Origin of the sequence: Mucilaginibacter sp. PAMB04168 (assembly GCF_039634365.2) — a bacterium.
Lineage (GTDB): Bacteria > Bacteroidota > Bacteroidia > Sphingobacteriales > Sphingobacteriaceae > Mucilaginibacter.
The window spans coordinates 660741-683277 of sequence record NZ_CP155079.2; the positions used below are offsets into that span (position 1 = coordinate 660741).

A 22537-nucleotide genomic window follows, 5' to 3' on the forward strand; every position below is an offset into this window, starting at 1 on the left:
GCGGCAACATCATGTTGCCGCTACCATTAACATCAGTACGTGTTTTACAAACGCATTTGCATATTTTACTTACAATGCCTAAGTTGAGCGTAATTTAGCAAGACGGATGACTGCTTCGGAATCTGCCCTTTGGGATAAAATTAAGCGCTTTGAACTGGATGACAATCAGTCTAGCTTTAAATTTTCGGATAGGCTGGCCAGAGAAAATGGCTGGGATCAGAATTATACGATCCGTGTAATAGAAGAGTACAAAAAGTTCGTTTTTTTATGCTGTGTTTCTTCAGGTAGTATTACACCATCAGACGCGGTTGACCAAGCCTGGCATTTGCACTTAACCTATACCAAGTCCTACTGGGTCGACTTTTGCAAGAACACGCTTAACCAGGAAATTCATCACAACCCTACGCAAGGCGGCAGCCACGAAACAAAAAAATTTAATGGCTATTATACACAGTCTTTTAAGGTTTACACCGAAAAGTTTAAGACTGAACCGCCCGCCGACATCTGGCTGGATAATTCGACACGATTTTCAGATATTAATTTTCAAAGGGTAAATATCAGCAACTTTGCGTTAGTTAAACGCTCAACCCTTAATGCTTTTAAAACAATAGCGTTTTGGGCAATTGCCGTCTCAATCTTAATTTTTTTTGTTGTAATTAAAGATGTTGAACCTTCTTTAGAGATCCCCTTGGTGGCTGCAGTATTCATCGGCCTGCTCATTTACAATTTGCGAAGTTCCAATAAAGAACGCAGCAACGAAATTAGCGGCTGCGGAGGCGATAGCTCAGGCGGCTGTGATTCTTCTTCACATACGCACGGTGGTCATGACGGTCATAGCGGTGGCGATAGTGGGTGTGGCAGCGGGTGCTCGGGCTGCTCGGGCTCTGGGTGCAGCGGGTGTGGTGGTGGCGATTAAATTTTTCTCAATAATATATTTATCCTACAGAGGCCAATATGAACTGGAATTAAGACGCCATAACACCATTGCGTTATGGCGTTGTACTACCTTTTCCTTATTTATAAAAGTAAACTGTGCCTAAGGTTTTAGTGCCGCTATTATATCTATAATATGATTTTACAGGCCATAGGTTGTCCCGGTACTCATACTCGGTAACTAATTCGGTTACCGCCCCGCTACCGGCTGTAATATTGGCAACGCGGGTTATATTGTTTTTTGAATAGTACCTGGCATTGTCTAAAGCTGGCCCCACTTGCCTGTAGTATGGATTGGCTTTGTTATCATACTCATAAACAAACTCTGTTGTAAGCGCACCTCCCGGCAGCGAGTACTGCTTTTGGCCGGTAAGGTTACCATTGGAATAAGAGCTTGTGGTATAATATGACGGAAAACCATTGTAATGATTAACGGTGGTTTTTATGATCTGCCCCTGGTTATTGTACTCATACAACTGCTCAAAAACCAATTTAAGTATATTGCTCGTGTCATATTCCAGGTACTCAAACTTAGCAGGCTTGCCGGTACCTGCATAATAATAGTTGTGTTCGGCTACTTTTTTGGCAGATGAATTAAGTGTTACGCCCGTGAGCAGCCCATTGGAATAATGATACTCCAGCGAAGACAGTAATGCACCTGCCTGGTTGCGGTGCTCAGACTTAGCAAGGCGAAGGTTATAATCGTACGTGTAATTTTCGGTGTAATAGGTGCCATCATCGTAATAGCGCTGCACATAGTTCAGCACATTCAAATCAGTTGGACATGGTTCAGGATTGCGGTATCTTTCTTTTTTACAAGAGGTGGCCGCAACTGCCAGCAATAAAATTATAATCATCTTTTTCATCGAAATTGTGATAAGGTTATTAGCTATACGCGGCAAGGTTTTGGAGTGATACAGTTGGATTAATATTTAATGCATACGACATTTTAACATTGCCATACTGTATTATTGACAGCTTTTATAACTTAACTTCCCTCCAAGCACAGCAACGCCTTATTGAACCGCTACGGAATACTTTTTGATGATCTTATAGTATAATAGTTAAAAAGACATGATTCATTTACAATTCATATTAGGTTACATGGGCCCGGGTGGGTTTAACTCAGCCTGGTTGTTAATGATAGCCATTGGCTTAATTAGCCTGGCGGTACAATGGCGTTTCAAAAGCAAGTTTAAAGAATATGCAGAGATAGGTTTATCATCAGGCCTTTCGGGTGCCGAAGTTGCCCAGCGTATGCTGCGCGATCATGGTATTACCAATGTGCAGGTTATATCGGTTGAAGGTCAGTTAACCGACCATTACAACCCCGAAAACCACACCGTGAATTTAAGCGCAGATGTATACCACAGCCGTAGTGTGGCTGCTGCAGCCGTAGCTGCGCACGAGTGCGGCCATGCTGTGCAGCATGCACAGGCTTATAGCTGGCTTAGTTTCCGCTCGGCTATGGTGCCTATTGTAAGCACGGCCTCAACACTTACCCAATGGACACTGATGATTGGCGTTATGCTGCTCATTTTTTCGGGCAATCCGTTTGTGTTGTTTATTGGTGTGGTGGCGCTGGGTATAGTTACGGCATTTAGCTTTGTAACCTTGCCGGTTGAGTTTGATGCCAGCCGCCGTGCACTGGCCTGGCTGGATAACAACCACAGCGTAATGCAAACCCGGCAGGAACATGCCGAAGCTAAAGACGCCCTGTGGTGGGCCGCTATGACCTATGTGGTTGCGGCTTTAGGCTCGTTAGCAACGCTCCTGTATTATGTATCGCTACTGAGTAGCAGTCGGCGTAATTAACTGTGCTGATCATCTAAAAAGCCCTGTCTTTGATTAGGCAGGGCTAAACTCTTCTGTAAGTTGCATTCCAAAAGTTGGGTTTAATAGGCTGTCCAGCCACCATCTGCAACGATCACAGCACCGTTCACGAAACTGGAATCATTCGATGCCAGGAATGAGGCGATCGTTGCGATCTCGCCGGATTCGCCGCTGCGGGGATTGAAAGCCGCCCCCGACATCGCTTTGGCGATTCCAAATTTGTTGGGCGATTTAAGTGTTTCTCCAATGCTGGTATTAACACCGCCCGGAGCAATGACATTACAGCGAATACCCTGATCGGCATATTGAAAGGCTACATTTTTGGAAAGGCCGATCAGTGCGTGCTTTGAGGCTGTATAAGCCGCACCCGCACGTGAGCCCTGCAGGCCGCCGATGGAAGATACGTTGATGATTGAACCGCCTTTGTTTGCGGACATGATGGGCAGCACCTTGCGAATGAGCCGCATCGGACCAGTGAGGTTTACGGCAAGTACGCGTTCCCATAATTCATCCGTTATTTCAGCTGCCGGAACGAAGTTATCCATGATGCCTGCATTGTTGACCAGGATGTCCGGCGGGCCATACTTAGCGAACGCGGTGTCGATCAGTTCCTGAGCATGTTGCTGGTCAGACACATCGCCCGTTACAGCGATGGCATTGCCACCTTGTTTCTGAATCGCTTTAATTACTTTTTGGAGACCATCAAAGTGAATATCCGAGATCACTACTTTTGCACCTTCCCTGGCAAATAGTTGAGCAATGGCTTTGCCCATTCCGGCTGCTGCGCCGGTAATGACCGCTACTTTGTTATCTAACTTGTTCATGATAAATATTTAGTATGAAGCTTTTTAAAAAACAGGTAACGTTTCTGTTGGGTAAGGGAATACCAGTAGCGGCACCTTGCTTTCTGCAGCCAGTTTCTGACTATAACTGATTCCCAGCAGCTGTTCAAAGAAATTTTTCCGACGATGCACCATAACCATTAAGTCTGCTTGCACATTGCCCGCCATATCTTGCAATCCTTTATGGGTATTGTGTTCATCAAACTCACGATGATAGATATTAGGGTAATTAATCTTATTAGTCACCTTATGTAAAAAATCCTCCACCTTACGCATATTCTCCGGCGTGTGCTCACAAACGTGAGTGAGCAGAATTTCTGCATTGAATGGCCGTGCCAGGTTAGCCAGTGAATGAATGATCTGCAGGTCATCGTCCTTAAGGTCGGTGGCAACAGCAATCTTTTTGACATTCTGGAAGCTGGCTGCTTCAGGAATTATCAATACCGGCAGATCAGTGTTGTCCAGCACTTGCTGGGTATGGTTGCCCAGCATCAACGACGAGAAACCCTTATGATGATTGGCCATGACCAGCAGGACGACATCACGCCCGGCAAGGGACGTTTCCATACACGCGTTTAAATTGCCTTCCTGCGCCTGACATTCTATCTTTGGGCAAAATCCAACTTTGGAGCGGTCAAGTGCTGTGCTCAGTTGTTGGGCTGTTTCCTGCAATGTGGCTTCAGCGCCAGCTTTAATTTCTTCAAAATCTTCCATTGGCCAGGCGATCTGCGCACCCATGGTTTCAGATGAAGGAACCAAAAAAGTATGGAACAGTAATACATCTGCCTTTAGGCGGCATGCAATCGCTAAAGCATAAGCGGCAGCGTTAGCAGATCTTTCGGAAAAGTCGGTAAGAACAGCAATCTTTTTCATGATGTCATGTTTGTTGATGATGACGCAAATTTCCGGGAAAGCTGATAAAAGAACTAAGACCAGCGTCAATCTAAAACATGACCCTAATCACTTTGTAAGGCTCTCGAAAGGGTTAATTTTGAGTCAGTTAATTTACTGATAATGAAAACACTTAAATTTTCTTTCGAGCATCCGGTTAGGGGTAAACTGCGGTTCCGTCCCCTTTCAGAACAAACAAATGCAAGCATTTGCCGCAGGTTCGATACTGGTGTCAGCACAGATCTTACCGTTGCGCTAAGAGGATTGGAAGCCGGAAATTGGGAGCTGACCTTGGAATGGGAATATGAAGAGCGAAATTATCATTATCAGCACACATTTGAGATTGGGCAGGTAAACAACGGCCTATTCGGATTGACAAGGTATGCTAAAGCAAGCCTGTTTCATAACCGCCACCCATTACATGCGATTAACCACTAAACGGCTAGTTTCTTTTGAACGGTCTGCGTAACGAATCCCATTTGCTGGCCGGCCTGATACCCTATATCTTGACGCTTTTGTCTGGCACCAATTGTACGGCCTGTCAAGATTGCCAGTGACCACAGGCTTTCATGTGCTCAATGCAGACGATCAATTGCTTATTACACTTCCGGGTCAAATATCATGTCAGGTAAATATCTGATCTTATGCGTTTATATCAGGGTCAGTGCCTCTAGGTATTCAGCCTCGTGCCAAAGCCACATCTTATTACGAGAGCATTACGGTAAAATGTAATCTTAGTAATTGTTAAATTTGAGCTAAACACTGCCTTACCCGCACATGCTGGTTTCTGTTACTGTTTTAGGTGGGCTCAGGTAAGGAATATTAAGGTTTAAACCTCGCAGTAAAAACCATACTCCCAAAACCAGCATGATATATGGAATAACTTTGTTTACCTGGCGCCGAAGCGGTATACTGATTAAACTGCTACTTATAGTAGCCAGCAACATAAGCGGTACTGTACCCATGCCAAACCAAAACATATACTGTACGGCACTAATTACGTTACCTGTATTAACCGCACCAGCTAGTGCCAGGTACACAAAACCACAAGGCAAAAATCCATTTAAAACACCGATAAATAAGTGGCCCCATTGGTGCTTTAAAGCATGTGAAAGTAAGCGATTGAACCAGCCCATGTGATTTTTAACGGCGGCACTTCTGCTTACAGAAAGTTTAAGCAAGCGGACAAAAGCGGCCATGATAATGAATATCCCGCTAAAAAGGCTTACCCATTGCTGCAGCCCGGCTAGCCAAAGCTGCTGGCCTATCAAGCCGGTTAGCAAGCCCAGGAGGCAATAGCTAAAGGTACGGCCCAGGTTGTAAATGAGTTTGTCGCCCAACAGCAGCCAGCCGCGGCCTTGTGCAACGGGTATGGCAAAAGCCAGGGGGCCACACATGCCAATGCAATGCACACTTCCAAACAGACCAATAAAGAAAGCTATCTTATCTTCGCTCATTTAATCGTTATATCTTGCTCGTACAAGTATTGCTTAAGATTACTTTGCCATTCAACACGCAGTTTGTAAGGGCCCTTGGCAAACGCTGTTAGCGGTATTATTACCGGATCAGCAGCTTTAATACACTCAACCGGGAACAGCTTATCCATCCGCCTGTCGGCTGCACGGGTAAAGCGTAGCTTGCCTTTTGCAGGCGCAGCAAATTGTACCAGCATGTTTTGTGCATCAAAGCTTACTTTAGGTACGGCCCTATCAGCATAAACCTGCTTTCCACGATTAAAATCCTGGTCGAAGTTGATGCCCTTTTCATAGTATTGCTTATCGTAATCGTCTTTAGTTTGGGCGAACATATATACGCCCATGCTAATAATGAAAACCATAAAAGCTCCCATGCCCATTATTAAATAATTTCCCCAGTTAAGTTTCATCTTTTTTAATTTATAGGTCCTATAAAGGTGGTGCTGGCTGTGCCCAACACCTTATTGCCCTGCATTACTTTTAATTTGATTTCTGTTTTGGTTGTATGGATAAGGCTAGCCGGTATGAGCATAAAAAATGTAGTGCGTACTGATTGCTCTTTATCCAGCTTACTTAGTGGTTGTATATATCTGATCTTTACACCGGCATTATTGGCAACCAGTTTAACTGATTGTATTTTGTTGGTTTTATTTACAATATCGGCGCTGTAAATATTACTTATATAACCTCCAGGTTGTTCCTGGTAAAGTAAACCGGCCGACCGCATCACCGTAATATCTATGTCGCTGCGTTGAAGTATAAAGTAGGTAAGGGCTCCCAGTAATATTACCATTACGCTGCTGTAAGCAGCCATCCGGCCCGTAAAGGATGGCTTAACCTTTTGTTCGATCATCTCTTCGGAATAAAAACCAATGAGATTAAGCGGCTTGTTTATTTTATTCATCACCTGGTTACAGGCATCAATGCAAGCTGTACAATTAACACATTCTAGCTGGGTGCCTTTCCGAATATCAATGCCGGTTGGGCAAACATCTACACACAAGCCGCAATCCACACAATCTCCTTTGGGCTCCTCGCTCGGACGTTTAAGCTTACCGCGCGGTTCGCCACGCAGATAATTATAAGCCACCATAAGCGTGTGCTTATCAGTTAATACACCCTGTAAACGGCCATACGGGCAAATAACGGTACACACAATTTCTCGTACCTGGCTGTAAACAAAGTAGAATAAGCCCGTAAATATCCATATACTGGCAAAGCCCGACCAATGCCTGTTAACAGGTTCGGTAATAATTCTTAATAAACTTTCGCTGCCTATAACATAAGCCAGAAAAGTATTGGCTATGATAAACGAAAGCACAATAAACGCTATATGCTTTCCTGTTTTCTTTAGTATTTTTTCTTTGTTCCAAGGCCCTTGGTCTAACAGGCGTCGTTGCTTAGGGCTGCCTTCTATCCATATCTCTATTTTTCGGAAAACCATTTCCATAAATATCGTTTGCGGACAGACCCAGCCGCAAAAAACACGGCCAAAGGCAATGGTAAACAATACCACGCATACCACAAATACCAGCATAGCCAGTACAAACATGAAAACATCCTGTGCCCAAAATACCTGGCCCAGCAGTACAAAACGGCGCTCAATCACATTAAGCAGCAGTACCGGCTGCCCGTTAATGCGCAGGTAAGGGGCAGCAAAAAATAAGATAAGGTATATATAGCTTAACCAGCTGCGGTACTGGTACAATTTATCCTTACGAACAAGCGGATACATCCATCTACGCTTTCCATCACTTACCGCATCCAGCTTATTCGTTTCAGATAACATCATCACACAATTATTACTTATAATTCAGGTATACTTTGCACCACTCAACGGGCTACTACCATAGCCGTTTGGGTTGCCTGAGCATTGCCGTCTTCGTTTTCCTTGTCTCCTTGCGGCTCTTTAGCGTTAGCCGGCTTACTGCCTCGTACCGATTTGATATAGTTGGCTACGTCGGCAATTTGTTTGGGGGTTAGCTGTTTTTCCCAGGTGGGCATTCCCTTGGCCGTAACTCCATACTTAATGGTTTTAAATACGTCATTAATTTTACCGCCGTGCAGCCAATAATCATCGGTTAAGTTAGGGCCAACCATTCCCTGCGCATGTTCGCCATGGCAGGGTGCGCAGCTTTGTTTGAATATAACAGCACCCGAAGACAGTATGGCTGCGTCAGTTGAAAGTTTTACTGTTTTCTCATCTACCTGGTTGGCAGCTTTTGCTAAAAACACTTCTTTTTCTTGGGCGGCTATTTTCATTTCAATGGTATATTCCTCATCCTGCAAGGGTGCTGCATCAAACACATGGTAGATAAGAAGGTACCCTACCGAAAAGATAATGGTAGCATAAAACAAGTACATAAACCAGCCCGGTGTGGGGTTATCCAGCTCCTGTATACCATCGTAATCATGTTCAATCAGTATAGATTTTTCTTCAGACAATGGCTTTAAAGAGAGTAGCTTCAGTACCACTTCCCCTTTGGGCTTTTTAACTTTAGCCTGCTTACGCTCGGCCTCCATTTCAGCATACTCAGCAGGACTTAAAAGTGCCTTAGCTAATGCTTTGAATGTGTTGTTTAATACCAGCATTGCGATAATGATCAAGATCATCATCACCATCATAGCGCCGTAGCCCAGGTAATCTCTTACATCGGGCGGAATCAGGTTATCGTCTGCCGCCCAGGCAGGTTGCGCAGCCAATACGATAAAAAGTGTGATCAAAGATTTAAAGTATTTCATTGATATAGGGTACTATCGTGTTTGTCAAAACTGTCATTTAAGGGCACAGCGCTCATGTAATCATTATGCTCTTTGCGGCTGCGTATCAGCATAATAGTTACTACTATAAAGAAGGCCAGAAAAATGCCCAGCGATAAAAGCAGGTAAATCTGATTATCTGCTATATTTTCGGTAAACTGCTTAAACATGGTTATTGATTATTAGCTGTTTTATTGGCTTTAATGTCGGTGCCGAGACGTTGCAGGTAAGCTATAATGGCAATGATCTCTTTATCGGGTGTTACTTTGATATGATCTTTAGCCAGATCGTCGCCAATTTTGCGGGCTTGCTGATCCAGGTCTTGGTTTGCTTTCAGGGCAAAACCGGCCGCGTATGGTACACCCAAAGTACGCATGGCATTAATTTTTGATGCAGTAGTACTCGTATCGAGCGTTTGCGTAATTAACCAATCATAATCTGGCATAATGCTGCCGGGCGACATTAACCGCGGGTCCATCATGTGGTTGTAGTGCCAGGCATTACCATATTTGCCGCCTTCACGGTGCAGGTCGGGCCCTGTACGTTTTGATCCCCATAAAAACGGGTGATCATACACAAATTCACCTGCTTTGCTATACTCGCCGTAACGTTCAGTTTCGCTCCTAAAAGGTCTTACGGTTTGTGAGTGGCAATTAGAACAACCTTCCCGTATGTACAAATCTCGACCTTGTAACTCCAAAGGTGTATAGGGTTTTACGCTGGCTATAGTAGGTATGTTGGAAGATATGGTCATGGTAGGCATAAGTTCGATGAAAGTGCCTATCAGGATTACCAGCAGTGACAAAACTAATAACTGTATTGGCCTGCGCTCTACTACTCTGTGCCATGAGTCGCCCTTTTGTTTTACATAAGCAGGCTCTAACGGCATTGCCTCAGCAGCTTCGTTACTTACCAAACTACCGCGGGTCATGGTGCGGGCCAAGTTATAAGCCATTACAATGACACCCACCAGGTACAGTGCGCCGCCAATGGAGCGCATTACATGCATTGGTAAAATGCGCAAAGTGGTTTCTAAAAAGTTGGGGTGCTTCAGCATACCTTCAGGCGTAAATTCCTTTAACATCAGGCCTTGTGTAAAACCTGCCCAGTACAGCGGAATAGCATAAAATAGTATGCCCAGTGTTCCTAACCAAAAATGCCACGAAGCCATTTTTTTGGAATAAAGTTCAGTTTTGTAAATACGGGGTATTAACCAGTATAATATGGCAAAGGTTAAAAAGCCATTCCAGCCTAAAGCGCCTACGTGCACGTGTGCAACAATCCAGTCGGTGAAATGGGCAATGGAGTTCACCTGTTTAAGCGCCAGCATAGGCCCTTCAAAAGTGGCCATACCATAAGCGGTTAAGCCTACCACCATAAATTTAAGGATCACGTCATCGCGCACCTTATCCCATGCGCCGCGCAGGGTAAGTAAGCCATTAATCATGCCTCCCCAGCTTGGTGCTATAAGCATAATGGAAAAAGCGACACCCAGTGATTGCGCCCAGCCTGGTAATGTGGTATATAACAAATGGTGCGGGCCAGCCCATATGTAAATAAAGATGAGTGCCCAAAAGTGCAGGATACTAAGCTTGTATGAATAAATAGGACGATTAGCCATTTTAGGCAAGAAGTAATACATCATACCCAGATAAGGGGTAGTTAGAAAGAATGCCACCGCATTGTGCCCATACCACCACTGTACCAGGGCATCCTGCACGCCGGCAAACAGGTAATAGCTTTTTAAGCCCGATATTGGCAACTCGAAAGAGTTAACAATGTGCAAAACAGCTACCGTTATAAACGTGGCAATGTAAAACCATATAGCTACATATAAATGCCGTTCACGCCTTTTAAATATGGTGCCAAACATATTTACGCCAAATGCTACCCAAATTAGCGTAATGGCAATATCAATGGGCCATTCCAGTTCGGCATACTCATGGGAGGTAGTAAAACCCATAGGCAGTGTAATCACTGCAGAAACAATAATGAGCTGCCAGCCCCAAAAATGTATTTTGCTCAAAATGTCGCTGAACATGCGGGCTTTGAGTAGCCTTTGCAAAGAGTAGTATACGCCCATAAATATAGCATTGCCCACAAAAGCAAAAATGACGGCGTTGGTATGTAACGGGCGTATGCGGCCAAAAGTAGTGTACTGGTTACCCAAGTTAGCTCCCGGGCTGTACAACTGTATGGCAACGAGTAGCCCCACCGTCATACCGATAATACCCCAGACGATGGTGGCTATCCCGAAGTTGCGCACAATTTTGTTATCGTAGTAAAATTTTTCGGGTTGCATAAATGATTTTGTTGATCGTAACTATTTTAATGTTGTAAAAGTAGGCCGGCAGCTTTACCGGCTAAATGATGACTGCTAACTCAAAAACTGACCTTCGTCATTTTTTAATTGTTCCTTGGGTTCATCGTCTAATAATATGCGTACAGAAGGGGTGTACAGATCGTCGTGCTGGCCATGGCGCTGAGCCCAAAAAAATGCGCCTAAGAAAATTAGTGCCAGCAAAATGCTGCACCCTATTAAAAAGTAAATTATGCTCATGATAAATGCCTGTTTTTGGCCGCCACATGTGTGGCAATGCTGGTAAAGGATATGATGGTGGCGGTGCTTAACGGCATGAGTATAGCTGCCATTAAAGGCGATAAGGCTCCAGTAACGGCATAACCTAATCCAATAAGATTATAGGTTAGCGAAATAAGAAAAGAGATGTGAATAATGGTGACCGCATCTTTAGCGAATCTGAAAAATGCAGGCAGTTTATTTAACGACCGGCCATCCAGTATGGCATCGCTGCCTGGCGAAAAGTTGTTCACATCATCAGTAATGGCCACACCAAGGTCGCTTTGCTTAAGTGCACCCGAATCGTTCAAGCCATCGCCTATCATCATCACCTTACGATCGGCCAGTTGGAGCGACTTAATAAAATCCAGCTTTTCCTGTGGCGACTTACCAAAGTGCATGTACCCTTCGTCATCAAAAAAGCGGGCCATCGCTTCACGCTCATGATCCTGATCACCCGAAAGCAGGTAAAACTTGAATTGGGGTTTCAGGCTGAAGATATTCTGCAATCCCGGCCTGAAGCTTTGCCTGAACTGAAAGGCACCGCAATGAACACCGTCTATCATGATGTGTACTTCGGTGCCCGTACTGTAAGGAGTATTTCCGTGCAGTAGAAATGAGGCACTACCTATTTGTATATGATACCCGTTCACAAAGCCTGAAATGCCTTTGCCTGGCACTTCCTGGTAGCGTTCCATAGGAAGCAAGGGAAAATGGCCTAACGCCTGACATATCTGACGGCTAAGCGGGTGGCCCGAATTGCTGCATAGTGTATAAATTGCCTGCATTGCTATGCCCGGTAATTCAGCATGCAGGCTTATTGCATTACTGCCGCCTGTGGTTATGGTGCCGGTTTTATCGAGCACAATGGTGTTGATGCGGGCTAGTTGCTCAACTACCGCTGTGTTTTTGAGGTAAAACAGGTTTTTGTCAAACACACTCAGCGCTGCCGACATGGTAAACGGTGTGCTTAACGCTAGTGCACACGGGCAGGCCACAATAAGCACTGCAGTTAAAGCCGATAGCCCGCGGCGAAAATCAGTAGGTAGCCAAAACAGAAACGAACCTATAGCAATAGCCAGCAACACCATGGTAAAATGTTTGCTCACCCGCTCGTTAAAGGTTTTCATGCGGTTGTCCTGCTTGCGGGTAAAGGCCTCGTTGTTCCAGAGCTGGGTGAGGTAACTTTGCGACACAGGTTTAATCACTTCCAATTCCAGGGCTTCGCTGGTTTGACGGCCACCGGCATACACCACCTCACCGAGTGTCTTGCTTACCGGTACCGATTCGCCGGTTACAAAACTAAAATCTATTAAGGCATCCCCTTTTAGTAATATCGCATCGGCCGGAATAATTTCGTTATGCCGGATACGGATGCGCTGCCCCACTTTCAGATCAGATAAGGGTACGGGTGTTTCTTTGCCATCTTGCAGTACCTGTACGGCTACCGGGAAAAACGAGCGGTAATCGCGCTCAAAGGATATATGATAATATGTTTTTTGCTGTACAAATTTACCCACCAGTAAAAAGAACACCAGGCCGCATAACGTATCGGCAAACCCGGGGCCGCTATGGGTAAGAATTTCGGCAAGGGTACGCAAGAACAATACTGCAATGCCCAGGGCCAATGGAAAATCAATGTTCAGTACCTTATTGCGCAGGTTATACCAGGCCGAGGTAAAATAACCTGCACCACTATAAAGCAGCACCGGCACCGAAAAAAGGATATTGAGCCAGCCAAATACCTGCCTGAATGTTTGCTCGTTGGTAGACAGACCGAAATACTCCGGAAAGCTCAGCAGCATCACATTACCAAAGCAAAAACCTGCAACAGCTATCTTTTTTACCAAATTATCATTCTTGCCGGTAGCCTGCTTTTTAACTATATCCTGTAAACTAATTAGTGGCTCATATCCTATATCAAACAGCAGCTCAACCACCTGGCGCAGGCTAATGGCATCATTATTAAAACGCAGATTAACCTGTTTCTTTAAAAAATCTATACGGCTGTAGTAGATGGCGGGGTTTATACGATGCAATTGCTCCAGTAGCCAAATGCACGAGCTACAGTGAATGTAGGGTATGTAAAGCGTAACCACCGTCATCTTATCGTCGGTGTAGTCAATCAGGTCACTTACCACACTTGGCTCGTCAAGGTATTCAAAGCGTTTGTCGGTACGTGCCCGGTTAGCGCCAGGATGATCGTTGTAGGTATAATAATTACACAAACCGCTTTGCGAAAGCACCTGATAAACACCCTTGCACCCCGCACAGCAAAAGCTTTTTTCTTCCAGTTGGTAAGTGTTGGTGGTGCAGTCATCACCGCAGTGATAACAGGTAGTAGGAGTAAGTATATTCGTAGCCATGTTCAGTGCTATTATTGCACTTCGAAATTGGGCTAAAAACTATACGCGAGAAATGATGATCATTATCCTGAAATATGATATGGGTCACGTTTCAGGATAATGATTAAATATTAAGTGATTATTCAGCAGCTATCTTGCCCCGCATACTACCATAGTGCCCAGGGAAAGTGCATAAGAAATCATAAAACCCTTTTTCTTTTATCGTAAAAGATATTTGGTCACTCTCGCCAGGCCCAACCAATTTAGTATGTGCAATAACAGCTTTTTCCATTGCGGGTGGAATATAGTCCTGATCTCTGGCTGCTAGAGCTTCATTGGCAAATTCACCCACATCGGTGCCACTTTTTAATAAAGTGAAATTATGCCCCATTGAATTTTTAGGCATTTTTCCAATATTGGTTAGTTTAACCGTAACCCGCTTTCCGGCTCTTACTTTAAATAAGGTATCGCTGTATTGCATCCGGTCATTAGCGGTAATCTCTATCTCGTTGTTAGTGGACATGGATTGGATGGTTGAATTGTTGGGCGTAGCCAGTGCAGTGGGTTTGCTAGTTGCTTTAGCCAGGCGGCCGGTATCTGCGGTAGAGCCACGTGTAGATTTGTCACCATTACATGCCCATAGGAGTATGGTGATTGCCAGAATTGAAGAATAAGCGTATTTCATGATTTTGTTTTTGCAATAATGCAGTTTACGCCCGTAATAGAAAATGATACCCGTCACAAAGCGAAAGAAATGGGTGCTGATTATGCTCAAAGACAAATAGAAGCGCATTGAAACAAAAGAACCTGCAGCAAAAAGCTAAAGGGTTCTTTAATTGGTAGCCCATATAAAGCAATTTTCGAATATTTTATGGAAGATCTGAGAAAGAGTGCTCTCCAAAAACCGGTTCGGGCCCAGTCTGGGGATATCAGATATAAGTTCAGGCAGGATATGGGAACTTCGGGCGTCATATACTCGTTTACTCAGCAAACAATTGCCGTTATAATTAAGTTTGTATTAGTATTTATGCTTTCCGGATCCGAGCTACCTATATCAATATATGCAAAAGGCGAAATGGCCGACAGGGTCCGGTCTTTCGACTGGTCTGGAACAGCTATCGGCCCGATGGATCGATGGCCAGTACAATTAATTACTACCGTCAATCTGATCCTGGATTCCAGTTTTCCTATGTTTATTTGGTGGGGAAAGGATAAGATTCAGTTTTACAATGATTCCTACCGGGAGATACTAGGTCCTGGAGAAGAAAGCAAACACCCGGCAGCACTTGGCCAAAAAGGTGAAGAGTGCTGGATAGAGATCTGGCCGGTAATTTACCCTTTGATCGCCGGCGTTTTGGAAACCGGTAATGCCGTCTATCTGGAAGACCAGCTCATTCCGATTTACCGTAATGGCATTTTAGACGATGTTTACTGGACCTTTTCTTACAATCCGATAAGGGTACAAGGCGGCACACCGGAAGGGGTGTTAGTGGTATGTAACGAAACGACAAAAGCAAAACAGCGACTACAGGAAAATGAACAGCAATTGGCACGTGTGCTAGACCATATGGCCGAAGGCGTAGGTGTTACCGATATAAATGGACGCATTATATATGCTAATCCGATGGCGCACCAGATTCTGAATACAGATAGCGATCTGTTTTCAGAACGCAGCAGCAATTCCCCGGAATGGTATAACACACATCTGGACGGCAGGCCTATGAGTAACGAAGAACACCCCACCATGATCGCGATCGCCACCGGTAAGCCGGTTTTCAATTTTGAATTTGCCATACAGCGTCCGGATCGCAGCAAAGTGTTTCTGACAATGAATGCCGCGCCGGTTACCGATGCCAGTGGCAGAATTACCGGCGCGGTGGGTATGTTCACTGATATTACTGAAAGAAAAACCACCGAAGCGTCTCTACGGGCAGCGAAAGATGCTATAGAAAAGCAAAAGGTAATTTATGAGACAATTATATCCGGCACTCCAGATCTGATGTATATGTTTGATCTCGACTATAAATTCATTTATGCCAATAAGGCTTTACTGACCATGTGGGGCAAAACCTGGGAAACAGCTATCGGACGGGGATTGCGGGAAAACGGTTACGAAGAGTGGCACGCTGCAATGCATGAAAGAGAGATCGACTTGGTTGCGGCTACTAAGGAGCGTGTGCGCGGTGAAGTTGCTTTCCCCCATGCTATTTTAGGTAAACGTATATACGATTATATATTAGCGCCGGTATTAGACGCAAACGGTGATGTTACAGCGGTGTCGGGTACCACAAGGGACATCACTGATATAAAAAAAGCCGAGGCAGCAATTGCTGAAAGTGAAGAACGTTTCCGAAATATGGCTGAAGGATCAGGTATCCTGATCGGTGTCGGTAACGAAACAGGTGACATTACTTATTTTAATCAGGCATGGTCTGCACTTACCGGTAGAAGCGTACAGGATCTTTTAAAATTCGGATGGTCTGATCTTGTTCATCCCGATGATAAGCCCCCGTATATCAGTCTCTATTTAGAATCACTCAAAAAAAGGGAATCTTATACTGGTGAATACCGGATATTAAATAAAAGTGGCGAGTATCGGTGGCTGCTCACTTTCGGCTCGCCGCGTTTTGAGCCTGATGGCAGTTTTACCGGATATATCGGTTCATCTATAGACATTACAGAGCGCAAACAGAACGAGCAGCGAAAAAACGATTTTATTTCGATGGTAAGTCATGAGCTAAAAACCCCACTTACATCCACCATCAGCTATGTCCAGGTTGCGCAGAAGAAAGTATCAGCCAGTGGCGATGCTATAATAGCGGGGATGCTTGCCCGGGCGCACAAACAGCTCGGTAAAATGACCACACTTATTAACGGGTTCCTGAACGTATCGCGCTTGGAGGCAGGAAAAATTTACATAGACAAGAAGCGCTTCGATATGGCCATCTTAATAAAGGAGGTGGAGGAAAATATTGTACCTGAATCAAGTAGTCATAAGATCATTTTTGCACCGGTAGAAGAAACCTGGGTCTATGTCGATAAGGACAAGATAGAACAGGTAATCAATAATTTCATCAGTAATGCTACTAAGTATTCGCCGCCGAAAACAACTATTCAAATCGTATGCGTAACCAAGGGTAATTATGCTCATATAAGTGTAACAGATGATGGTATTGGAATCAGTGGACCGGATAAGGAAAAGCTTTTTGATCGCTTTTACAGAGTTGAAGGACAAGAAACAAAGTCTATCTCAGGATTTGGTATCGGTTTGTATATCTGTAAAGAGATCATCGAACGACACAATGGACTGATCGGGGTAGAAAGCATACCGGGGCAAGGTAGCACTTTTTGGTTCACATTACCGATCGACCTCAACAGCAATTAAATCTTGTTATTTTGAAGCAATTAAATCGAATCCCCTTTATGCCACTTGCAATTCGTTCAAAATGTTTAATTGTTTCAGGATTTGGTTCGAATTACGTCCAACCTCAGGAGCCAATGTAAAAAGCCTTACCATGCCCGGTAAGGCTTTTTTGTTTATACATTTTTGATGGTAGGGTGATAAGACTCACCACAGGCTGAATTCGTTTTTTTAATTGTTCTACTATTTGCTTCGAATTCGATCCAGCTTGGACCAAAAATTTAATTGAATTTTTTATCGCGTCAACCGTAACTGGTGTGAAAAAGTTAATTAAATTACCATCCGGATCCCGAAATAATAACGAACGATTACCCCATGGCATGGTGGTTGGTTCTTGAACAATGTTATCAATAAGATCCTTGATCCTTTCAAATTCCTCATCCACGTTCGCAACTCTAAACTCAATGATTACACTGTTATTACTGGCCGGGGTTATTAAATTTTCGCCAAATAAACTCATTGTTCTTGTGCTTCCTATGGCCAGGGTAGCCGTTCCGGTAACTAGTTCTGCGAAATCATCTGTGTACCATTGAGCGGATGATCCGGTTACCTGTTCAAAAAACCGAACCAGAGTTTTTATGTTAGCAGTTATAATTCTTAAGGATGTTAATTTCATGATATTGCCATTTATTACTTAATGTTTTACGAAAGTAATATGGTGCTATGACAACGGTATGTCAGGGGTATCGGAAGTTCTTTTCTTTATCTTTTAAATATGAGGCAAGTGTTAATTCATGTGGTTTGAAACTTGTATTAATCTGGGTGACGGTTATAATTTTATCCAGATTAAACATCCGGTAATCTTGTCTTAATCTGCAGTAAGCTATGAGCGACCAGTTTTCTTGCAGCGTATAATACAAGGCAAATGGCTCGATGCTTCTTTTTGTAATTTCATTTTTCGATGCCGACTTGTAAGTGATATCTAATACCTTAAATGATGTTAATGCATTTTGAATTACAGTTAAAGAGTTGCTCGTTATAGCATTGGGTATAGCGGGGCTTACAGCAATTCTGTTCTCTAATAATTCTACTTTGTCTTTAGTTGAATAGGATAGTACTGCTTTTATCTTATTGATTGCTCCGGAATAAGCGGTAATTAAAGAGCTGTCACTACTTTTCATAACCACCTGTTCAATCGTTATTAAAGCATTTGCCTCATCTTCTGTAAACATAACAGGTGGTATTCTATACCCATCCATTAATGAGTATCCCTTTCCATCTTTCATGTATATAGGAACACCCGCACGCTCCAAAACTTTAACATCTCTATAAATTGTCCTGACACTTACATCAAATTTTTCGGCAAGCGTAGTTGAAGTTAAAATCCTTTTAGACTGCAATTGTGTTAAGATTGCTGTAAGTCTTGAAATTCTTTTGGTATCAATATTATTCATTTTGCAGCTTACTTATCTTTAGCGAAGTGGTGTATACTAGGTGACCCGCTAATTTAAAGAGTCCCCACGCACTTATCGGCTCTGTAACTCTCGAAAGTATAAGATTTGTTTAGATAGCCTTTAGATCGCTCAGGAACTCTAATTGTTTTATCAAAATGGTTCGAATTATATCCAGTGTGGGGAGCATCAATTCTGTCCGCCCAGACCGGGCAAAATTCGAACCACTTAGTAGAAAATCTTATAATATGAAGTGGCATGGCGCCACTTCAAAAGTCACATTAGTTTTAGGGTAGTAATTCCTTCAACTTTTCATCCAGTGCTCGACCACGCAAGTTGCGGGCGATAACGGTGCCTTTGGCATCAATTAAAAAGTTGTTAGGAATGGCGCTAATGCCGTAAATCATGGCCGCCTTATTTTGATCGCCCCGCAAGTCACTAACATTCTCCCATGTTAACTTGTCATCCGCCACTGCTTTCAGCCAGTACTTTTTGTTTTCATCGAGTGATACGCCCAATACGGCAAAGCCTTTGTCTTTAAATTGTGCATAGGTTTTAACTAAATTGGGGTTTTCCTCGCGGCACGGCCCGCACCAGGATGCCCAGAAGTCGAGCAGGATATACTTGGCTTTGATACCGGACAACTTAATTTGCTTGCCCTGTGTATTGGTTTGCTGAAAATCCACATAAGGACCGCCCAACTTGATATCGCGGTTTAAAGCAATAAATTCACTGACCTCTCTGCCATAACTGGAATTTTTCAAATCGCTACTCATGCCGCTATACAAAACAGCGGCTGTATCTTTGCCCCAGGTGCGGGCGTAAACGCTGAGCACGTGTGCTGCAACCAGCGACTTGGGGTGGTTGCGTACGTAATTACGGTCCATCTGTATTTCTTTCTTTTTTAATCCGGATAACTGATCAGAAAGCTTTTTGCGGGTGGCTTGGTCTTGCGTCGCATTGCGTGCTTCCTCTATGCTATCTACCTGGATTGCCAATGGCTTTTTGAGTTGTTCAAACCATTTGTTTTCTTCTTCGGTTGCCGAACCGGTAATTATTCCTTTTTTAAACTCTCCAGCTTTGACTTGAATTTGGATGGGTACGTTCTCCAGCCAGAAGGCTACGTAGTTTGTATAACGGGCAGTGTGTAAATAAACCTGGGTAGCTTTCTGCTGAATGCGACCTTTCATTTGGAAGCGGCCGTCACTAACCTGGCACGAATCGATATCCTTATCGGGTTTGGCCAAACGCAAGTAAAGCCAAGTACCATTTTCCAGGCCTCTTACCGTCCCGGTAATCGTATACCCGGGGTTAGATTTGCTAGAAGCCGTTAGAACCATGCTGGCAAGGAGGATAACATTGAATAAATATTTCATATAGTGAAGTTAGTTTGTTTTAGCCAAATGTATTTACGGCTAACCCTTGTGCTATACATAATTAGACCAATGTACCTGAAAATTCGACTAAGCCGTTATTCAGGTTTTGGTCTAAAAAATATAGGGCTTAGTCGAAATCTGTAAATTACCATTCAGTTGATAAGATTGATTATACTTACTTTGCTGATATGCAAAAGCTTAGCTTAAAGTGGAACTGGAGATACCTGCGCATCGAGCTTTTTGTGCTCTTCTTTATCTCATTTATGATTTCGATCATCAGTGACCTAGAGTTCAGTACTTATGAACAGCATGATGTATCCCGCTTTGCGGAAGACCTGGATTACCGGCTGGTATGCGGCGCTTTTAGCTTTATCATGTATGGTGGCTTTTATTGGCTGTTCCTTAAACGGTATGTGCTTAAAAGTAATATCTGGGGTGTATTGCTTTGCCTCACTGGTTTTGTCTTCGTAAACCAGATAGCTAACCATTATATATTGAACTGGATTATCGTACATGCAGATTTTATTTCGGCTGACATTCGCGCGCGTACTTTGGGCTATCGCCTGAATTTTGCGGTGAATTATCTGTTTATCTCGGTGTTTTTTCCGCTTTTAGGCTTAGCTTTTCTGATCCGTACCCTGCAGCAAAACGAGGCCATGAAGACGTTAAAGGAGCAGCAGTTGTTTTCAGAACTGAATTATTTGAAAGCACAGCTACATCCGCACTTCTTTTTTAATACCATTAACAATATCTATTCGCTGGCCTTGCAGCAGTCGCCTCTGACGGCACCGATGGTGGCCCGTTTAGGGGAACTTATGCGCTATATATTGTACGAAGCCAATCAAAATAAGGTATTCTTGCAGCGCGAAATACAGTTCCTGAACAACTACGTAGAAGTGGAACAGATGCGGTATACTGAGGAGAAAAGGATAACTTTTGATGTACAGGTAGTAGAGGCTTCTCATCAAATTGAGCCATTATTGCTGCTACCTTTCATAGAGAATGCCTTTAAACATGGATTAGCGGAAGAAACGGATGACGGGTTCGTCCGTATCGTCGTCTGCGCGACCGAAAGAGAGCTTATCTTAGAGGTGGTGAACAGTAAACCAAAAGGCAACGCCTATCGGAAGGTACCGGGAATCGGTACAGAAAATGTGCGGAAAAGGCTGGAGTTGCTCTATCCGAACCGATATACCCTTGAGGTGCAAGAAGACTATAAGCAATTTCACGTTAACTTAACACTTATGCAAGCATGATCAGGTGCGTTATCGTAGATGATGAACCGTTGGCCCGGCAGGTACTGGAGAGGTTTGTTGCGTCGACGCCAGAGCTGCACTTGGAAGCTATTTGCAGCAATGCACTGGAAGCGTTTGAAGCGCTTACGGACAAGCAAATAGACTTGGTGCTTTTAGATATAAAAATGCCCAAACTGAGCGGACTGGACCTATGGCGATCACTCAAGAATCCGCCCGCCGTAATTTTCACCACGGCCTTTAGTGAATATGCAGTTGACGGATTTGAGCTGGAAGCGGTTGATTACCTCGTTAAACCAATCACCTATGAGCGCTTTGCGAAAAGCATCAGGCGGCTGCTGAAAACGTATCAGTTTGAAGCCACCGTAGAAAACAAATACACTTATTTCAAGGTATCCGGCCAGCTAATCAAAGTCATGCACAGCGAGCTGATGTACGCACAATCTATCAAAGATTATATTCAATTGCATACCACCAAAGGCAGTTATCTCACGCACATGACTATGAAGTATCTGAGCGAATTGCTGCCCATATCTACCTTTTTAAGGGTTCATCGCTCATACTTAATCAACACGTCATACGCTGAGCGGATTAATCGCAACTGTGTTCTCATCGGTACTGAGCAAATACCGGTTGGGGAAAACTACAAGCATTTGTTAGATGAAGCCAGGGAGTGGTGAGTTGCTTATTGGCCAGATTTGTACCAAAAGGCCACATTACCTAAAAAATAGGTAAACAGAAAAGTCAGCACTTTAAAACAAGTTAATAAAGCAGCATTAGTACGTGATGTGATGAAGTAAACTGGAGAAGATATATTTCTGTTCCGGAGTTAGGCGTTTTTATTTTTCATCTGAAAAGATATAATCTTCTTCACTTGGTTCTACGTCCGGCATTATCACTTCATAAATTTCAACTACTAATTTTTCATCTTCATTAGAATCGTTACTTGATGCAATTTCAAATTGCTTTTCACTTTTCATAAATTTACCACATGTCATATTTAAATAGCTTTTAACAAAAAAACGCATTTTAGCTAATAGTTGGAAACTAAAATTAGGTGAAGTAAAATTTACTTCAATAATATAATTAATAACTCCACTATAATAGATGGCAGCATTCATGCGAAAGTATTAGATGAATATTTAACGCCCTCTTATGCCGTAATGCAGGAGCCGATTGAAAAGGGCTAGCTATTGTTTGGTGCTTCAAAACACTAAAATCTGTAAGTTTAATAGCCATGTATTCTTTTGGGTTTTTACAGTAATTAAGGTTTACTCGAAATTACAGGATTTGATAGGTGCGAGTAGACAGCTGGTTAAAATGTGCTATCAGCAACCTATTCGCAGTTCATCGTATCGACCACGGGATTTATTGATAATATCATAAGTCCTAATCTAGTCACTATTTTGAAAGACGCATCTAAAGTAAACAGGGGAATA

The 22537-nt window shown here is 43.5% G+C and carries 22 protein-coding genes; 6 read left to right on the top strand and 16 right to left on the bottom strand.

What is annotated here, in order from left to right:
* Positions 1-106: 106 nt before the first annotated feature.
* The gene (locus tag ABDD94_RS02770) at positions 107-916 is read left to right on the top strand and encodes a hypothetical protein (RefSeq protein WP_345954580.1); all 810 of its coding nucleotides are present in this window, start codon (positions 107-109) and stop codon (positions 914-916) included.
* A gap of 97 nt (positions 917-1013) precedes the next feature.
* Here ABDD94_RS02770 and ABDD94_RS02775 read toward each other — a convergent pair whose 3' ends face one another.
* Positions 1014-1799: a hypothetical protein gene (locus tag ABDD94_RS02775; protein ID WP_345954581.1), complete on the bottom strand. Its 786-nt coding sequence runs from the start codon at positions 1797-1799 to the stop codon at positions 1014-1016.
* A gap of 208 nt (positions 1800-2007) precedes the next feature.
* Between ABDD94_RS02775 and ABDD94_RS02780 the strand changes: the two genes are divergently transcribed.
* On the top strand, positions 2008-2748 hold the full coding sequence (locus tag ABDD94_RS02780) for a zinc metallopeptidase (RefSeq protein WP_345949335.1): 741 nt from the start codon (positions 2008-2010) through the stop codon (positions 2746-2748).
* A gap of 80 nt (positions 2749-2828) precedes the next feature.
* Here ABDD94_RS02780 and ABDD94_RS02785 read toward each other — a convergent pair whose 3' ends face one another.
* The gene (locus tag ABDD94_RS02785) at positions 2829-3590 is read right to left on the bottom strand and encodes an SDR family oxidoreductase (protein WP_345954582.1); all 762 of its coding nucleotides are present in this window, start codon (positions 3588-3590) and stop codon (positions 2829-2831) included.
* Positions 3591-3614: 24 nt separating this feature from the next.
* Positions 3615-4481, bottom strand: a complete 867-nt coding sequence (locus ABDD94_RS02790; RefSeq protein WP_345954583.1) for a universal stress protein — start codon at positions 4479-4481, stop codon at positions 3615-3617.
* A gap of 141 nt (positions 4482-4622) precedes the next feature.
* Between ABDD94_RS02790 and ABDD94_RS02795 the strand changes: the two genes are divergently transcribed.
* Positions 4623-4937 carry a hypothetical protein gene (locus ABDD94_RS02795; RefSeq protein ID WP_345954584.1) on the top strand — a complete coding sequence of 105 codons (315 nt, stop codon included), beginning with the start codon at positions 4623-4625 and terminating at the stop codon, positions 4935-4937.
* Positions 4938-5266: 329 nt separating this feature from the next.
* Here ABDD94_RS02795 and ABDD94_RS02800 read toward each other — a convergent pair whose 3' ends face one another.
* From ABDD94_RS02800 to ABDD94_RS02840, 9 genes are all read right to left on the bottom strand, one after another.
* The gene (locus ABDD94_RS02800; protein ID WP_345954585.1) at positions 5267-5956 is read right to left on the bottom strand and encodes a sulfite exporter TauE/SafE family protein; all 690 of its coding nucleotides are present in this window, start codon (positions 5954-5956) and stop codon (positions 5267-5269) included.
* On the bottom strand, positions 5953-6384 hold the full coding sequence (locus tag ABDD94_RS02805) for a FixH family protein (RefSeq protein ID WP_345954586.1): 432 nt from the start codon (positions 6382-6384) through the stop codon (positions 5953-5955). Before ABDD94_RS02805 ends, ABDD94_RS02800 begins: the two co-directional genes overlap by 4 nt.
* A gap of 5 nt (positions 6385-6389) precedes the next feature.
* Positions 6390-7766 carry a cytochrome c oxidase accessory protein CcoG gene (gene ccoG, locus ABDD94_RS02810; protein ID WP_345954587.1) on the bottom strand — a complete coding sequence of 459 codons (1377 nt, stop codon included), beginning with the start codon at positions 7764-7766 and terminating at the stop codon, positions 6390-6392.
* Between the two features lie 41 nt (positions 7767-7807).
* Positions 7808-8716, bottom strand: a complete 909-nt coding sequence (locus ABDD94_RS02815) for a cbb3-type cytochrome c oxidase N-terminal domain-containing protein (protein ID WP_345954588.1) — start codon at positions 8714-8716, stop codon at positions 7808-7810.
* The gene (locus tag ABDD94_RS02820) at positions 8713-8904 is read right to left on the bottom strand and encodes a hypothetical protein (protein WP_345949327.1); all 192 of its coding nucleotides are present in this window, start codon (positions 8902-8904) and stop codon (positions 8713-8715) included. The genes ABDD94_RS02815 and ABDD94_RS02820 overlap by 4 nt, the downstream gene beginning before the upstream one ends.
* Positions 8905-8906: 2 nt before the next feature.
* On the bottom strand, positions 8907-11036 hold the full coding sequence (gene ccoN, locus ABDD94_RS02825) for a cytochrome-c oxidase, cbb3-type subunit I (RefSeq protein ID WP_345954589.1): 2130 nt from the start codon (positions 11034-11036) through the stop codon (positions 8907-8909).
* Positions 11037-11111: 75 nt separating this feature from the next.
* Entirely contained in the window at positions 11112-11294 is a 183-nt protein-coding gene (gene ccoS / locus ABDD94_RS02830; protein WP_345949325.1) for a cbb3-type cytochrome oxidase assembly protein CcoS, read from the bottom strand.
* Positions 11291-13678, bottom strand: a complete 2388-nt coding sequence (locus ABDD94_RS02835; protein ID WP_345949324.1) for a heavy metal translocating P-type ATPase metal-binding domain-containing protein — start codon at positions 13676-13678, stop codon at positions 11291-11293. The genes ccoS and ABDD94_RS02835 overlap by 4 nt, the downstream gene beginning before the upstream one ends.
* A 118-nt stretch (positions 13679-13796) precedes the next feature.
* On the bottom strand, positions 13797-14342 hold the full coding sequence (locus ABDD94_RS02840) for an azurin (protein WP_345954590.1): 546 nt from the start codon (positions 14340-14342) through the stop codon (positions 13797-13799).
* 186 nt (positions 14343-14528) lie between these two features.
* Between ABDD94_RS02840 and ABDD94_RS02845 the strand changes: the two genes are divergently transcribed.
* Complete coding sequence (locus ABDD94_RS02845) at positions 14529-17042, top strand: PAS domain-containing sensor histidine kinase (RefSeq protein ID WP_345954591.1); 2514 nt, start codon at positions 14529-14531, stop codon at positions 17040-17042.
* A 103-nt stretch (positions 17043-17145) separates the two neighbouring features.
* On the opposite strand, the gene ABDD94_RS02850 is transcribed toward ABDD94_RS02845, so the two are convergent.
* The 3 genes from ABDD94_RS02850 to ABDD94_RS02860 form a co-directional block, all read right to left on the bottom strand.
* Positions 17146-17694: a VOC family protein gene (locus ABDD94_RS02850; protein WP_345954592.1), complete on the bottom strand. Its 549-nt coding sequence runs from the start codon at positions 17692-17694 to the stop codon at positions 17146-17148.
* 61 nt (positions 17695-17755) lie between these two features.
* Positions 17756-18472 (bottom strand): YafY family protein, encoded by a 717-nt coding sequence (locus ABDD94_RS02855; protein WP_345954593.1) that lies wholly within the window; start codon positions 18470-18472, stop codon positions 17756-17758.
* A gap of 284 nt (positions 18473-18756) precedes the next feature.
* On the bottom strand, positions 18757-19845 hold the full coding sequence (locus tag ABDD94_RS02860; RefSeq protein ID WP_345954594.1) for a TlpA disulfide reductase family protein: 1089 nt from the start codon (positions 19843-19845) through the stop codon (positions 18757-18759).
* Positions 19846-20033: 188 nt separating this feature from the next.
* Here ABDD94_RS02860 and ABDD94_RS02865 point away from each other — a divergent pair, with 188 nt between their 5' ends.
* Positions 20034-21101: a histidine kinase gene (locus ABDD94_RS02865; protein WP_345954595.1), complete on the top strand. Its 1068-nt coding sequence runs from the start codon at positions 20034-20036 to the stop codon at positions 21099-21101.
* A complete protein-coding gene (locus tag ABDD94_RS02870; RefSeq protein WP_345954596.1) occupies positions 21098-21778 on the top strand; it encodes a LytTR family DNA-binding domain-containing protein in 681 nt (226 codons plus the stop codon). The genes ABDD94_RS02865 and ABDD94_RS02870 overlap by 4 nt, the downstream gene beginning before the upstream one ends.
* 159 nt (positions 21779-21937) lie before the next feature.
* Here the strand turns inward: ABDD94_RS02870 and ABDD94_RS02875 are convergent, their stop codons facing one another.
* Positions 21938-22219, bottom strand: coding sequence for a hypothetical protein (locus ABDD94_RS02875; protein ID WP_345954597.1), 282 nt, complete (start codon positions 22217-22219; stop codon positions 21938-21940).
* Between the last annotated feature and the right edge of the window lie 318 nt (positions 22220-22537).

Coding starts and splice junctions, on each gene's coding strand:
- ABDD94_RS02770 (WP_345954580.1), top strand. CDS start 107: ATGACTGCTTCGGAATCTGCCCTTTGGGATAAAATTAAGCGCTTTGAA.
- ABDD94_RS02775 (WP_345954581.1), bottom strand. CDS start 1,799: ATGAAAAAGATGATTATAATTTTATTGCTGGCAGTTGCGGCCACCTCT.
- ABDD94_RS02780 (WP_345949335.1), top strand. CDS start 2,008: ATGATTCATTTACAATTCATATTAGGTTACATGGGCCCGGGTGGGTTT.
- ABDD94_RS02785 (WP_345954582.1), bottom strand. CDS start 3,590: ATGAACAAGTTAGATAACAAAGTAGCGGTCATTACCGGCGCAGCAGCC.
- ABDD94_RS02790 (WP_345954583.1), bottom strand. CDS start 4,481: ATGAAAAAGATTGCTGTTCTTACCGACTTTTCCGAAAGATCTGCTAAC.
- ABDD94_RS02795 (WP_345954584.1), top strand. CDS start 4,623: ATGAAAACACTTAAATTTTCTTTCGAGCATCCGGTTAGGGGTAAACTG.
- ABDD94_RS02800 (WP_345954585.1), bottom strand. CDS start 5,956: ATGAGCGAAGATAAGATAGCTTTCTTTATTGGTCTGTTTGGAAGTGTG.
- ABDD94_RS02805 (WP_345954586.1), bottom strand. CDS start 6,384: ATGAAACTTAACTGGGGAAATTATTTAATAATGGGCATGGGAGCTTTT.
- ccoG (WP_345954587.1), bottom strand. CDS start 7,766: ATGATGTTATCTGAAACGAATAAGCTGGATGCGGTAAGTGATGGAAAG.
- ABDD94_RS02815 (WP_345954588.1), bottom strand. CDS start 8,716: ATGAAATACTTTAAATCTTTGATCACACTTTTTATCGTATTGGCTGCG.
- ABDD94_RS02820 (WP_345949327.1), bottom strand. CDS start 8,904: ATGTTTAAGCAGTTTACCGAAAATATAGCAGATAATCAGATTTACCTG.
- ccoN (WP_345954589.1), bottom strand. CDS start 11,036: ATGCAACCCGAAAAATTTTACTACGATAACAAAATTGTGCGCAACTTC.
- ccoS (WP_345949325.1), bottom strand. CDS start 11,294: ATGAGCATAATTTACTTTTTAATAGGGTGCAGCATTTTGCTGGCACTA.
- ABDD94_RS02835 (WP_345949324.1), bottom strand. CDS start 13,678: ATGGCTACGAATATACTTACTCCTACTACCTGTTATCACTGCGGTGAT.
- ABDD94_RS02840 (WP_345954590.1), bottom strand. CDS start 14,342: ATGAAATACGCTTATTCTTCAATTCTGGCAATCACCATACTCCTATGG.
- ABDD94_RS02845 (WP_345954591.1), top strand. CDS start 14,529: ATGGAAGATCTGAGAAAGAGTGCTCTCCAAAAACCGGTTCGGGCCCAG.
- ABDD94_RS02850 (WP_345954592.1), bottom strand. CDS start 17,694: ATGAAATTAACATCCTTAAGAATTATAACTGCTAACATAAAAACTCTG.
- ABDD94_RS02855 (WP_345954593.1), bottom strand. CDS start 18,472: ATGAATAATATTGATACCAAAAGAATTTCAAGACTTACAGCAATCTTA.
- ABDD94_RS02860 (WP_345954594.1), bottom strand. CDS start 19,845: ATGAAATATTTATTCAATGTTATCCTCCTTGCCAGCATGGTTCTAACG.
- ABDD94_RS02865 (WP_345954595.1), top strand. CDS start 20,034: ATGCAAAAGCTTAGCTTAAAGTGGAACTGGAGATACCTGCGCATCGAG.
- ABDD94_RS02870 (WP_345954596.1), top strand. CDS start 21,098: ATGATCAGGTGCGTTATCGTAGATGATGAACCGTTGGCCCGGCAGGTA.
- ABDD94_RS02875 (WP_345954597.1), bottom strand. CDS start 22,219: ATGAATGCTGCCATCTATTATAGTGGAGTTATTAATTATATTATTGAA.